15 protein-coding genes are annotated in these 13,673 nt (G+C 67.4%); all 15 read left to right on the top strand.

The genetic code is table 11. The features are described 5' to 3' along the window. Positions 1-859 (top strand): phosphoribosylamine--glycine ligase (purD, locus tag GF405_02515; GenBank protein ID MBD3367033.1); only part of this gene is annotated, 859 nt, incomplete at its 5' end. A 50-nt stretch (positions 860-909) separates the two neighbouring features. Continuing rightward, positions 910-1,551, top strand: coding sequence for a threonylcarbamoyl-AMP synthase (locus GF405_02510; GenBank protein MBD3367032.1), 642 nt, complete (start codon positions 910-912; stop codon positions 1,549-1,551). Between the two features lie 132 nt (positions 1,552-1,683). Further along, a complete protein-coding gene (locus tag GF405_02505; GenBank protein MBD3367031.1) occupies positions 1,684-2,148 on the top strand; it encodes a low molecular weight protein arginine phosphatase in 465 nt (154 codons plus the stop codon). Next, positions 2,145-2,591, top strand: a complete 447-nt coding sequence (rpiB, locus tag GF405_02500) for a ribose 5-phosphate isomerase B (protein ID MBD3367030.1) — start codon at positions 2,145-2,147, stop codon at positions 2,589-2,591. The genes GF405_02505 and rpiB overlap by 4 nt, the downstream gene beginning before the upstream one ends. Beyond that, positions 2,591-3,883, top strand: coding sequence for an aminotransferase class I/II-fold pyridoxal phosphate-dependent enzyme (locus tag GF405_02495; GenBank protein ID MBD3367029.1), 1,293 nt, complete (start codon positions 2,591-2,593; stop codon positions 3,881-3,883). Before rpiB ends, GF405_02495 begins: the two co-directional genes overlap by 1 nt. A 109-nt stretch (positions 3,884-3,992) precedes the next feature. Then, a complete protein-coding gene (locus GF405_02490; GenBank protein MBD3367028.1) occupies positions 3,993-4,454 on the top strand; it encodes a cytidine deaminase in 462 nt (153 codons plus the stop codon). Between the two features lie 312 nt (positions 4,455-4,766). Next, on the top strand, positions 4,767-7,385 hold the full coding sequence (nrdD, locus tag GF405_02485; protein ID MBD3367027.1) for an anaerobic ribonucleoside-triphosphate reductase: 2,619 nt from the start codon (positions 4,767-4,769) through the stop codon (positions 7,383-7,385). Continuing rightward, entirely contained in the window at positions 7,382-7,651 is a 270-nt protein-coding gene (locus tag GF405_02480; GenBank protein MBD3367026.1) for a hypothetical protein, read from the top strand. The genes nrdD and GF405_02480 overlap by 4 nt, the downstream gene beginning before the upstream one ends. Positions 7,652-7,804: 153 nt before the next feature. After that, a complete protein-coding gene (locus tag GF405_02475; GenBank protein ID MBD3367025.1) occupies positions 7,805-8,689 on the top strand; it encodes a hypothetical protein in 885 nt (294 codons plus the stop codon). A 120-nt stretch (positions 8,690-8,809) separates the two neighbouring features. Further along, positions 8,810-10,174 (top strand): electron transport complex subunit RsxC, encoded by a 1,365-nt coding sequence (gene rsxC, locus GF405_02470; GenBank protein MBD3367024.1) that lies wholly within the window; start codon positions 8,810-8,812, stop codon positions 10,172-10,174. Next, the gene (locus tag GF405_02465) at positions 10,174-11,244 is read left to right on the top strand and encodes an RnfABCDGE type electron transport complex subunit D (GenBank protein MBD3367023.1); all 1,071 of its coding nucleotides are present in this window, start codon (positions 10,174-10,176) and stop codon (positions 11,242-11,244) included. The genes rsxC and GF405_02465 overlap by 1 nt, the downstream gene beginning before the upstream one ends. Beyond that, a complete protein-coding gene (locus GF405_02460; protein ID MBD3367022.1) occupies positions 11,237-12,004 on the top strand; it encodes an FMN-binding protein in 768 nt (255 codons plus the stop codon). The genes GF405_02465 and GF405_02460 overlap by 8 nt, the downstream gene beginning before the upstream one ends. Then, complete coding sequence (locus GF405_02455; GenBank protein MBD3367021.1) at positions 12,001-12,612, top strand: RnfABCDGE type electron transport complex subunit E; 612 nt, start codon at positions 12,001-12,003, stop codon at positions 12,610-12,612. The genes GF405_02460 and GF405_02455 overlap by 4 nt, the downstream gene beginning before the upstream one ends. 1 nt (position 12,613) lies before the next feature. Next, a complete protein-coding gene (gene rsxA / locus GF405_02450) occupies positions 12,614-13,225 on the top strand; it encodes an electron transport complex subunit RsxA (GenBank protein MBD3367020.1) in 612 nt (203 codons plus the stop codon). 10 nt (positions 13,226-13,235) lie between these two features. Next, positions 13,236-13,673, top strand: a 438-nt coding sequence (locus GF405_02445) for an RnfABCDGE type electron transport complex subunit B (GenBank protein ID MBD3367019.1), incomplete at its 3' end; no start/stop codon positions are given.

Below are 13,673 nucleotides of genomic sequence, written 5' to 3'. Positions count from 1 at the left end.
CGTCATCAAGGCCGACGGCCTGGCCGCGGGGAAGGGCGTCGCCGTGGCCGGGAACTGCGAGGAGGCGAAGGCGGCCGTCGACGCGGCGCTTCTCGAGTCGCGTTTCGGCGAGGCCGGTCACGAGGTGCTCATCGAGGAGTTCCTGGTCGGGGAGGAGGCGTCGGTTCTGGCCCTGACGGACGGCGAGCGTCTGGCCGTTCTCACGCCGTCGCAGGACCACAAGCGCGCGCTCGAGGGCGACCGCGGCCCGAACACGGGCGGGATGGGCGCGTACGCGCCGGCGCCCGTCGTGTCCGGCGCGGTTCTTGAGAGCGTCGTGACGAAGGTCCTCGAACCGACCATCGCGGCGCTCGCCGAGAGGACCGGCGAGCCCTACAGAGGCGTGCTCTACGCCGGCCTCATGATCACGGAGTCCGGACCCAGCGTCGTCGAGTTCAACTGCCGCTTCGGCGACCCGGAGACCCAGCCGACCCTGCCGCTCGCAGACTGTGACCTCGCCGAAGTCATGCTCGCGGCGTCCCGCGGCGAGCTCGACCCGTCGAGCGTCGGGACCCGGGACGGCGCCGCCGCGTGCGTCGTCATGGCGTCAGGCGGCTATCCCGGTTCGTACGATAAGGGGAAGGAGATCTCCGGGCTCGCGAACGCCGGGTCGCTCGAGGACGTCATCGTGTTCCACGCGGGCACCCGGAGCGAGGACGGGCGCGTCGTGACATCGGGCGGTCGGGTGCTGGGCGTGACGGCGCTCGGCCATGACCTTCCGTCCGCGCTCGAACGCGCCTACGAGGGCGTCGGCGCCATCAGCTTCGAGGGCGCCGCGTACCGGCGGGACATCGGTCACCGCGCGCTGGCGCGGCTCTGAGCCGGCTGCCGGTGGACGGCGACGGCTGACTGCAACCCTGGAGGGAGACCGTGCGGGAGATCGACCTGACCGAGCGAAGCGACGAGAAGATGAAGGTCCGTCTCGAACCGGCGGCGCGCGCCGTGCGAGACGGCGACCTCATCATCGTGCCGACGACGACGTTCTACGGACTGGCCGCCGACGCGACGAACGACCTCGCGGTCCGGCGCGTGTTCAAGGCGAAGCGGCGGGACCCGTCGAAGCCTCTGCTCATTCTCGTCGACTCGCTCTCCATGATGCGCCCGTTCGTCAGCGAGGTGCCCGGCGCCGTGAAGGAGCTCGAGTGGCGCCTGGGGAGCAAGGGGCTCACGTACGTTCTGCCGTCGTCGGGCCGGCTGCCGGACGAGCTGACGGCCGGGACCGGCACGGTCGGCGTCCGCGTCGAGCGGAACGAGGTGGTGCGCGAGCTCCTGGCGCTCCTGGAGCTTCCGATCACGGCTCCGAGCGCCAATGTCGAGGGCGAGTCTCCGCCCGAGACCGTCGACGACGCGGTCCGCCCGCTCAGGGACTGGATCGAGGTGTCGATCCGCTGGTATCGGGCATCGGCGACCGCCCCGTCGACGATCGTCGACCTGTCGAGGGACGAGCCTGGGATCCTGAGGGAGGGGACGGTGCCGGCGCGGGACGTCCTCGACGTGCTCGAGGCCGCATAGCGGACGCGCCCGCTCCGCTCCCTGCCGGCGCGCCGGCTTCGGGCGCCCCACGGGACCGAGAACCCCTGATTCTTGACTCACCCCGAGAACCTCCCGTACACTGGGCGTTCAGACCGAACGAAGCGGAGGACCATGCCGTACAACGTTCTGCTCGTCTGCTCCGGGAACACCTGTCGCACCGCGATGGCGCAGGGCACGCTCCGGGAGCTGCTCCGCGAGGCCGGCGCCGACGGCATCCGCGTGACGTCCGCCGGGACCCTCGGCATCGAGGGCGCGCCGGCGACTCCCGAGGCGGTCACCGTTGCGGCCGAGTCGCGTGTCGACATCTCGGACCACAGGTCAAGTGCTCTGACGCCGGAGCGCATCGAGAGCGCCGACCTCATCCTCGCCATGGCCCGGCACCACGTGGATGAGATCACGGACCTCGTTCCCGCGGCGGCGGGGAAGACGCATCTTCTGTCGACGTACGCTGGCCGCGGCGACGAGGACGTGCCCGACCCGATCGGCGGCGACCTCGACGAGTACCGTAGCTCGTACGGTCTGATCCGTGACCTGCTGAGATCGGCGTTGCCGAGGATCCTGGAGAACGAACGATGAGAGTCTCGATCGCATCCGACCACGCGGGATACGCGCTCAAGGAGCGCGTCCGCGAACACCTGGAGTCGGCCGGACACGACATAGTGGACCTCGGCACGACGAGCGAGGAGTCGACCGACTACCCGGACTTCGGCGCTCCCGCTGCGCGAATGGTCGCGCGCGGCGAGACCGACTGCGCCGTGCTCGTCTGCGGCTCTGGTCAGGGCATGTGCATGACGGCGAACAAGGTCGACGGGGTGCGCGCGGCGCTCGCCTGGACGCCCACGATCGCCGAGCTCTCGAGAAACCACAACAACGCGAACGCGCTCTGCCTTCCGGCCCGGTTCCTGTCGGTGGAGGACGCTCTCGGCATCGTCGACGCCTGGCTCGACGCCGGCTTCGACGGCGGGCGGCACGAGCGCCGCGTTGAGAAGATGATGAACGTCGAGAAGGGGGAGGAGTGATGGCGAGGCTCAAGGACGTCGATCCGAAGATCCACGAGGCCGTGCAGAACGAGGTCCGCAGGCAGACCGAGACGGTCGAGCTCATCGCGTCGGAGAACTTCACGAGCGAGGCGGTCAGGGAGGCCGTGGGGTCAGTGATGACGAACAAGTACGCCGAGGGCTACCCCTTCTTCCGGCGCAAGGACGGGACCATCAACTGGGACCGGAACGGCCGGTACTACGGGGGGTGTGAGCACGTCGACACGGCCGAGAACCTCGCCATTGAGCGCGCCAAGGAGCTTTTCGGGGCCGACCACGCGAACGTCCAGCCGCACTCCGGCAGTCAGGCCAACATGGGCGTCTACTTCGCGCTGCTCGAGACCGGCGACACATACTTCGGGATGAAGCTGGCGCACGGCGGCCACCTGACGCACGGCCATCCCATCAGCTTCTCCGGGATGTTCTTCGACGTCGTCCACTACGGCGTCGACGAGAAGACCGAGGTCATCGACTTCGCCGCTCTCGAGAAGCTCGCGCTCGAGCGCAAGCCGAAGCTCATCGTCGCCGGCGCCAGCGCGTATCCGCGGACGCTCGACTTCGCGGCGTTCCGGGAGATCGCGGACAAGGTCGGCGCGTATCTCATGGTCGACATGGCGCACATCGCCGGACTCATCGCGGCGGGGCTCCATCCGAGTCCGGTGCCGCACGCCGACGCGGTGACGACGACGACGCACAAGACGCTCCGCGGTCCGCGCGGCGGCATGATCCTGATGAAGGAGGACGTCGCCAGGGCCATCGACAAGTCGGTCTTCCCGGGCATCCAGGGCGGGCCTCTCATGCACGTCATCGCCGGCAAGGCGGTCTGTCTCCACGAAGCGATGCAGCCGGCGTTCAGGGAGTACCAGCAGCGTATCCTGGACAACGCACAGCACATGGCCGAGGCGTTCAAGCGCCACGGGTTCCGCCTGGTCGCCGACGGCACCGACACTCATCTCGTGCTCGTCGACCTGAGGGAGAAGGGTGTGACCGGACGCGACGCAGAGAAGGGGCTCGAGAAGGCGGGGATCACCATCAACAAGAACACGATCCCGTTCGACCCCGAGAAGCCGTTCGTCGCGAGCGGCATCAGGGTCGGCACGCCGGCCATCACGACGCGCGGCATGGGGAAGGACGAGATCGACCGGATCGTCGCCCTCATCGACCGGGCGATCACGAACCTCGACGACGAGAGCGTGCTCGAGTCGGTGAGGAAGGACGTCCTCGACCTGACGGCGGGCTTCCCGCTGGTCGACGGTGAGGAGCGGCCCGTCTAGAGCGACGAGACGCCGGGCGTCCGGGAGCCCCGCACGGTGGCGGGAATCGGCACAGCGTCGCGGTCCGGTCCTCGTAACCACCCTAAGGAAGGCCTGTTACGGAGGTCTCATGGCCCGAAGGCGGCCCAGCTGGGACGAGTACTTCATGGACATCGCGCGGCTCGTGGCCGGGCGCTCGACGTGTCTCAGACGGCAGGTCGGCGCCATCATCGTCAAGGACCGCCGCGTGCTCGCGTCGGGTTACAACGGCGCGCCGTCTGGACTGCCGCACTGCGACGAGACCGGGTGCGTCCGCGAGCGCCACAAGGTCCCGTCGGGGGAGCGCCACGAGCTCTGCCGCGGCATTCACGCGGAGCAGAACGCGATCATCCAGTCGGCCAACTACGGGACCGGCATCGACGGCGCCACCATCTACTCGACCTACCATCCGTGCTCGGTCTGCGCGAAGATGATCATCAACGCCGGCATCGTCCGCGTCGTGACCGACGACACCTATCCGGACGACCTCGCCGTCGAGCTTCTGCGTGACGCGGGCGTCCGGGTGGAGGCGCTCGCGCCCGTCTCCGAGTAGCCCCCCAGGCACCGCCCGACGGTTCCGGAAAACCGTCCCTGGACGCTCATCGAGTCCTCACAGAGAAGAAAAACGACCCCAAATAACGTTCTCGCTTGACACGCCCGCGCGCGCGTTGCTACTCTGCCTCCGCTGTTCGCGGAGGAGCTCACGGGAGACCATGTGACGGGTGGATGTGTGGTGGCTTCCCTTCCGTATCACACCTGACGACTCAAACACGTGCCGCCAAACGAGCCTCGAACTCCGGGGAAGAACCGCGTTCGGGGATAGGGATTCCCTGCTTTCGACCATGAGAGGATAGGTGTCCAGCCAATGTCATCTGTGAACGAGGAGAAGACCTCGCTGGACGAGATGGTCGCGCTCGATGAGAGCGACTCGCCGACCGACGGCGTCGCGACCGCGGACCCCTCCGATTCCACGTCGCACGTGGACACGGTGGAGCCCGCTGTCGGCGATGGTGAGCCGTCGCCTCGGCTCACGCTCTACATGGACGAGGAAGAGGTGCTCGGTCTCCACAGGAGACTCGCGAGCAAGCTCTTCCGTCTCGTCCGGAAGCGCAGCGGCCAGATCGTGCCGTTCGACCGGAAGAAGATCACGACGGCCATCTTCAAGGCGGCCCAGGAGGTGGGCGGCCGCGACCGCGAGGTCGCCGAGCGCCTGACCGACGAGGTGCTCCTGTACCTCTACTCCGAGAAGGACTCCAACCTCCCACAGGTAGAGGACATACAGGATGCCATCGAGAAGGTCCTGATTGAGCGCGGGCACGCGAAGACGGCCAAGGCGTTCATCCTCTACAGAGACCGGCGGTCGCAGGTGCGGCAGAAGACCGTGAACGCGAAGCTGGCCGAGATCGAGCAGAAGCGGGCCGAGGCAGCGCTCGACGCGACCGATCTCGCGCTCTTCGTCCGGACCTCCGGCGACGACATGGTCGTCTGGGACCGCGAGAAGATCATCGAGACGCTCATCCGAGAGGCGGACGTGTCGGTCGAGCTCGCCGAGAAGATCTCGCGCGAGGTCGAGAACCAGATCGTCCTCTCGCAGACGAAGGTCATCACCGCGCCGCTCGTCCGTGAGCTGGTCGACGCGAAGCTCGTCGAGCACGGACAGGAGGCCGCGCGCCGCAAGTACACGCGTCTCGGCGTACCGCTCTACGACGCCGAGCGGATCATCCTGATGCCGAACAAGGAGAACGCGAATATTCCTCACAACCCGGAAGCGACGAACATGACGCTTGCCGAGTCTGTGAAGAAGCAGTACGCGCTGCTCGCCGCCTTCAGTCAGGACATCTCCGACGCGCACGCCCGGGGCGACATCCATCTGCACGACCTCGGGTTCTTCGACCGCCCGTACTGCTCGGGCCAGTCGCTCGAGTACGTGAAGAAGTTCGGGCTGTCGCTCCCGAACGCGCTCTCCATCGCGAAGCCGGCGAAGCACCCCGACATCCTCCTGGCGCACATGGTGAAGTTCTCCGCTGCGCTCCAGGGGCACTTCGCGGGAGCGATCGGGTGGGACGCCGTCAACGTGTTCTTCTCGCCGTTCCTCGAGGGAATGAGCGACCGGGACGTCCATCAGCTCGCCGAGATGCTCGTCTTCGAGTACTCGCAGCAGAGCGTCGCGCGCGGCGGCCAGGCGATCTTCAGCGACATCAACATCTACTGGGAGACGCCGAAGCACTTCGCCGACGTCATGGCGATCGGGCCGGGCGGCACGTACACGGGCCGCACCTACAAGGACTACGAGAAGGAGGCGCAGCGCTTCGCGTTCGCCCTCTTCGACATCTACATGGAGGGCGACGGGACGGGGAGGCCGTTCTTCTTCCCGAAGCCGCTCGTTCACATCACGGACCAGTTCTTCAGAACGCCCGGCCACGAGGAGTTTCTGCTCCACATCTCCGATGTGGCCGCCGAGATGGGCAACACCTACTTCGTGTTCGACCGCGGCGAGACGGCCAAGATCTCCGAGTGCTGCCGGCTCTCCTTCAAGCTCGAGCAGTCTGACATCGAGGACGCCGCCGAGCCGTGGAGGATGCGCTACTCGGCGCTCCAGAACGTCACGCTCAACCTGCCGCGCGCCGCGTATCTGGCGAAGGGCGACGAGGCGAAGCTCTTCGAGGCGATCGACCAGTTCTTCGCCCTCGCGGTCAAGGCGCACCAGGAGAAGCGCGGCGTCATCGAGAAGCTCCTGGCTATGGGCGACAACGGCCCGCTGGCGCTTCTGACCATGGACCTCGACGGGCAGCAGTATCTCCGCATGCACCGCGTGACGTTCCTGATCGGGCTCCTCGGTCTCAACGAGCTCGTTCAGAGCCACATGGGGTGCGAGCTTCACGAGTCGGAGGAGGCGTTCCGTCTCGGGCTCAAGGTCATCGCGCACCTGAAGCTGGCCTGCGAGAAGGCGTCGAAGGCGACGGGCATGCGCTTCGTGCTCGAGCAGACCCCGGCCGAGTCGTGCGCCTACCGCATGGCGAAGCTCGACCTCGAGCACTTCCCGGAGCAGGCGTCGGCCGTCGTGAAGGGAAGCCCGGGGCTGGGCGAGGTGTACTACACGAACTCGACCTTCCTGAACGTCTCGGAGAAGATCAGCCCGATCGAGCGCATCAAGCGCGAGGGCAAGTTCCACGACATGATCGAGGCGGGCGCTCTCTCCCACGTCTGGATAGCCGACAGCAGGCCCGACAAGGAGGCCGTCGCCAGCTTCGTGAAGAAGACGTTCCACCACACGAGGAACGCGCAGATCGCCTTCTCCCCGGAGTTCACCACCTGCAACACGTGCATGAAGGTGACGCGCGGCCTGGTGGAGGAGTGCCCCTACTGCGCCTCGCGCGAGGTCGACGGCATCACGCGGGTGACCGGGTACTTCTCGAAGGTCTCCGGCTGGAACAGCGGCAAGAAGGGCGAACTCGAGGACAGGCACAGGAGCGCGGTCGAATGAAGCTCGTGATCTTCGAGAAGGAGAACTGCGAGGCCTGCAAGAACGCCAAGACCAAGATCGACTTCTTCCTCGACAAGTGGGGCGTGGCGGACTCGCTGGAACGACAGACCCACAACGTCAGCACGACCGACGGCATGGTCGAGGCGGCCATGCAGGAGGTCGGGGACATTCCGACCATCATCCTTGAGGACGACGGCAGGGAGGTGGCCCGCTGGAGCAAGAAGGCGCCCAAGTCCGACGAGCTTCGGTCGAAGCTGGGCGTCTGACGAGGCCATCGTGAGGGCATCGCGGGAACCGGCGGAGCGCGCCGGAGGCGTTGACCTCATCTCATGCGGCCTGCTATAATCCGCGCTTGGCTTCCCGCCCGGGCGCGGATTCTCTTGCGTCAGAGGGCCTCACTTATCGAAGGAGGAAGACGCATGTACGGAAGAGCCCAGCTTCTCCTCGCGATGACCGTCCTCGTCACGGCCGCCGTCCTCGGCGGGTGCGGCGGCGGTGGTACGGTCGGGCGCGACATCACGATCGACACACCCGTCGAGATCGATCGCACCTTCGACGTCGGTGATGTGCTCAGCTACCGCTTCAAGGAGTCGACGCAGGCCGGCGTTAAGATGACGAGTTTCGAGCAGACGGTCTCGATGCAGACCGAGTTCCGCACGACGAACACGATCACCGAGTCGACCGACGAGGAGATCGAACTCGGCATGCGGTTCGACTACGCCGTCGGTTCGGTTGCGTCGGGCGACCAGGTCATGCCCAACTCGGACGTCAACTCGATGCGCGGCAAGGAACTCATCGTCACGCTGTCGCCCGACGGCGAGGTCAAGTCGCTGACCGGCCTGGCGGGTGAGGCCTACCTCGAGGAGGGGACCGGCCAGTTCAAGGTCCTCGTCGACTACCTCGTGCCGCCGCTGCCTACGGAGGCCGTCGAGATCGGGAGCTCCTGGACCGAGGAGCTCGACCCGGCCGACATCTCCGGACTCGACCAGGAGTACATCGGCGAGACCGTCTACACGGTGACCGGGTTCAAGGAGACCTACGAGGTCCAGTGCGTCGAGGTGTCGTTCACCGCCTCGTTCGAGTACGAGGGACGCTTCGAGCAGGGCGACGACGTCTGGCTCGTGTCGGGTGTCGGCGGCGGCGAGGGCACGATGCTCATCGCCATCGACGGCGGACATCTCGTCCACGCGCGCATGGATATCGAGCAGGACATGACGGGCGAGGGCTCGGCGGTGGCCTCGGCCGCGGCGTCGGGCGAGTTCAGCGCGGGCATCAAGACGCGCTTCGAGATCGAGGTGCTCTAGTACCGGAGCGGCGACGGACCGCGCGGAGGGGAACGTCCTCTCCCGCGCGGTTCCGCTCCGGACCGCAGGCGGAGGCGGCTGAGCCGCTTCGGCCGACCAGCGAGCCGAGGAGAGACGACCCTGCGACTCAGGAGCTTCTCGGGCGGCGTGCACCCGCCCACCTCCAAGGGCCTCACGAAGGACTCCACGATCGTCGACGCGGCGGTTCCCGACCGCGTCGTTCTTCCCATGCGGCAGTCGATCGGCGCGCCGGCCAAGCCGGTCGTGTCGGTCGGTGACGAGGTCACACTCGGCCAGGTCGTGGGCCAGGCCGCCGGCTTCGTGTCGGTTCCCGTCCACGCGACGATCGCCGGCAAGGTGGCCGCGGTCGGCCGCTTCCCGCACCCGCTGGGGGGAGAGGCGGAGGCCGTCGTCATCGAGGGCGACGGCTCGGAGACGTGGCACGAGTCGGTGAAGCCCAGAGGCGACGCCGAGTCGCTCTCGGCCGAGGACATCAAGAACGCGGTCCGCGACGCCGGGATCGTCGGCCTGGGCGGCGCGGCCTTTCCCACCCACGTCAAGCTGTCGCCTCCCGAAACGAAGCCGATCGACGCCGTCATCCTGAACGGGGCAGAGTGCGAGCCGTGGCTCACGGCCGACCACCGGCTGATGGTCGAGCGACCCTCAGAGATCATCCAGGGGCTTCTGCTCATCATGAAGGCGCTCGGCTGCGAGCGGGGCGCCGTCGGCATCGAGGCGAACAAGCCCGACGCGGTGAAGGCCATGCGCGGCGCGATCCCTCAGGGCGCCCCGGTCAAGGTGCACGCTCTCGAAGTAAAATACCCGCAGGGCGCCGAGAAACAGCTCATCGACGCCATCCTCAGGAGGCAGGTGCCGGCCGGGGGACTCCCGATGGACGTCGGCGTCGTCGTCCAGAACGTGGGGACGTCGCTGGCCGTCAAGCAGGCGTGCCTCGAGGGGCGTCCGCTCATCTCGCGCGTCCTGACCGTGACGGGCAGGCCGCTCGGGAAGCCGTCTAACTTCCACGCCCGCATCGGGACGCTCGTCTCGCGGCTGGTCGAGGAGGCCGGCGGCATCGAGGGCGAGGTGGCGAAGGTCATCTCGGGCGGGCCGATGATGGGCATCGCGCAGTTCACGCTCGACGTGCCGGTCATCAAGGGCATGTCGGGCATGCTCTTCCTCGGCCCCGATGAGGTCGTCGCGAAGGACCCCGACCCGTGCATCCGGTGCGCGCACTGCGTCGACGCGTGCCCGATGAAGCTCGTGCCGACCACGATCGAGAAGTTCGTCATCGCCGGTCAGATCGACCAGGCGGCCGCCATCGGGCTCAACGACTGCATCGAGTGCGGCTCGTGCGCCTACGTGTGCCCCTCGAACCGCCGGCTCGTGCACTACTTCAAGTTCGGGAAGCATCTCGCCGCCGCGCGCCGGAAGGCAGCGGCCGAGAAGGCCGAGCAGGAGAAGGAAAGGGAGAAGGCAAGCTGATGGCCGAGACCGAGGCCAGGCCCCGCTTCCTCGTTTCCGCGTCGCCGCACATCCGGCAGGACGTCTCCGTCCCGCGCGTCATGTACGGCGTCGTCATCGCGCTGATCCCGGCGCTCGTCGGATCGGTCTACTTCTATGGTCTGCGCGCGCTCTACCTGACGCTCATCGCGTGCGTGACCTGCCTCGCGACCGAAGCGCTCATCCAGCGCATGCGGAACGTGCCCGTCACCATCGCGGACGGCAGCGCGCTGGTCACGGGCATCCTGCTGGCCTTCAACCTCCCGCCCGGCGTCCCGTGGTGGATGCCGGTCGTGGGATCCGTCTTCGCCATCGCCATCGGCAAGCAGGTCTTCGGCGGGCTCGGGTACAACCCGCTGAACCCCGCGCTCCTCGGCCGCGCGTTCCTGCTCGCGAGCTGGCCCGTGGCCATGACGACGACGTGGCTCCCCGCGAGGGGCGGCACGCTCTCCGGCGCCGGACTCTCGGGCGTCGACGTCGTGACGCAGGCGACGCCGCTCGCCCTCATGCGGAAGGTCAACGAGATCCTCGCCGACCCGTCCTCGACGACCCACCAGCTCGTGCAGGCCCGCGAGGTCCTGACGGAGCTCGGGTCGGCCGACACGATGCTCAACCTCTTCGTCGGCCGCATCGGAGGGTGCATCGGCGAGACCTCGGTGCTCCTGCTGCTGGTGGGAGCGGCGTATCTTCTGTTCAAGCGCTACATCGACTGGCGGATCCCCCTGGCCTACATCGGGACAGTGGCGCTTCTCACGTGGATCTTCGGCGGCGCGAACGGGTTCTTCACCGGCAACGCGCTCTTCCACATGCTTGCGGGCGGTCTCGTGCTCGGCGCGTTCTACATGGCGACCGACATGGTGAGCTCGCCCGTGACCCCGAAGGGGATGATGATCTTCGGCGTGGGGTGCGGCGTCATCACGGTCGTCATCCGCCTCATCGGCGGGTACCCGGAGGGCGTCAGCTACTCGATCCTCTTGATGAACGTCGCTGTCCCTCTCATCGACCGCCACACGCGGCCGAAGACGTTCGGGGAGGTGAAGCAGCGTGGGTAACTTCGTGCGGCTGGTCGGCACCCTCGCCGTGATCGCGGCCATCGCGAGCTTCGGGCTCTCGGCGGTCTACAACGCGACGCACGAGATCACCGCGGCCTACAAGGTCCAGGAGCAGGAGAACGCCCGGCGCGAGGTGCTCCCCGACGCCGGCGACGCGGTCTTCGAGATGACGGAGACCGACACCGAGCTCCAGGGACGGCCGTTCGTCTACTACACGGCCTACGGGACCGACGCGAGGGACGACGTCATCGGCTGGACGTTCACGGCGTACGGCAAGGGCTACTCGAGCACCATCGAGACCATCGTGGGGGTCGTGCCCGGCGGGACCATCAGCGGCGTCAAGATCGTCTTCCAGCAGGAGACGCCGGGCCTCGGCGCGAAGGTGACCGAGGTGGCGTCCGAGAACACGCTCTGGGCGATGCTGAGCGGAAGCGCAGTCGACGAGTCGGGCGCGCGGCCCTGGTTCCAGGTTCAGTTCGACGGCCGCTCGGCCGACGAGCTAGCAATCGTCAAGAGCGAGAGCGAGGACGGCATCCTCGCCATCACGGGCGCGACCATCAGCTCGGAGGCCGTGACGGCGTCGGTGCGCGAGGGGCTCGGGCATCTGCTGTCGATCGTCGAGGGCGGAGCCGGGGCCGGGGCCGGCGGCGTCGGGGCCGACAACGGCGGCGAGACCGACCCTGACGCCGGCGGCGCGGAGCCCGAGCCTGGCGACGAGGCCCTCTCGCAGAACGGCTCGACCGGGGAGGACGCGGCATGAGCGCCATCAACGAGCTCGTGAAGGGCGTCTACAGAGAGAACCCCGTCTTCCGTCTGGCGCTGGGACTCTGCCCCGCGCTGGCCGTCTCGACGTCGGTCGAGAACGCCATCGGCATGGGCGGCGCGGCGACGTTCGTGCTTCTCGGCTCGAACATCGTCATCTCGCTCGTCCGGAAGGCGATTCCCGCGAAGGTCAGGATCCCGTGCTTCATCGTCGTCATCGCGACCTTCGTGACGATCGTCGAGCTCGTGATGGGGGCGTACCTGCCGGAGCTCTCGAAGAGCCTCGGCATCTTCATCCCGCTCATCGTCGTGAACTGCATCATTCTGGGAAGAGCCGAGGCGTTCGCTTCGAAGAACGGCCTCGGGCTCTCGATCCTCGACGCCGTCGGCATGGGCATCGGCTTCACGTTCGCGCTCGTGACCGTGAGTGCCATCCGCGAGATCATGGGGGACGGGAAGCTCTTCGGCTACATGGTCTTCGGGCCCGGCTACAAACCGGTGCTCATGATGATCCTGGCGCCAGGCGCGTTCATCACGATGGGGCTCCTGATGGGTTACTTCAACATGATCGACGCGATGCGCCGCAGGAAGAGCGAGGAGTCGTAGTATGGACTTAGGCCAGCTCTTCGCCATCATCATCGGGGCCGTCTTCGTATCGAACTTCGTTCTGATGCGGTTCCTGGGGCTCTGCCCGTTCGTCGGGGTTTCGAAGGACTCGGACTCGGCGCTCGGCATGGGCATGGCCGTCATCTTCGTGATGACGATGGCCTCGCTCGTCACGTGGTTCATCTACACGTACGTGCTGGAGCCGTTCGGCATCACGTATCTCCGGACCATCGCGTTCATCCTGGTCATCGCGACGCTCGTGCAGTTCGTCGAGATGGTCATCGAGAAGACGTCGCCTGCGCTTCACCGTTCGCTCGGCATCTACCTGCCGCTCATCACGACGAACTGCGCCGTGCTCGGCGTGGCGGTCGTGAACGTCGAGGACTTCATGAACGCCGACCTCCCGGCGGCGGCCAGCTTCATCTACACGGTGGTCCACGGGTTCTCGGCGGGGCTCGGCTTCACGCTGGCCCTCGTGTTGATGGCCGCCATCCGCGAGCGCCTCGACCTCCTCGACGTGCCGAAGTCGATGCGCGGCATCCCGATCACGTTCATCGTGGCCGGGCTCATGGCGATGGCGTTCATGGGATTCTCGGGACTCAAGATCGGATAGAAGGAGCAGGATGGACTCCGTCGTCGTCATATCCGTCGTCGCTCTGACCGCCATGGCCATCGTCTTCGGGACGATCCTCGCCATCGCGTCCAGGGTGTTCGCCGTGAGGCGCGACCCCCGTGTCGAGCAGGTGCTCGAGCTCCTGCCGGGCGCGAACTGCGGCGCGTGCGGCTACCCGGGCTGCGCCGGGCTGGCCGAGGCGATCGTCAAGGGCGAGGCGCCGCCGAACGCGTGTCCGCCCGGCGGCTCCGAGACGGCACAGAGCGTCGCCGAGGTGATGGGGCTCGACGCGGGGGAGATGACGCCACTCGTCGCGGTCGTCCACTGCGCCGGGTCGACCGAGAACGCCGTCCAGCGCCTCGAGTACGAGGGCATCGAGGACTGCCGCGCGGCCATGCTCGTCGGCGGAAGTCCCAAGGCGTGCATCTACGGATGCCTCGGCCTCGGG

This window comes from Candidatus Effluviviaceae Genus V sp. (genome assembly GCA_014728125.1).
GTDB lineage: Bacteria > Joyebacterota > Joyebacteria > Joyebacterales > Joyebacteraceae > WJMD01.
Note: the sequence above shows the minus strand (reverse complement) of the source record. Positions and strands in the feature narration are given on the sequence as shown.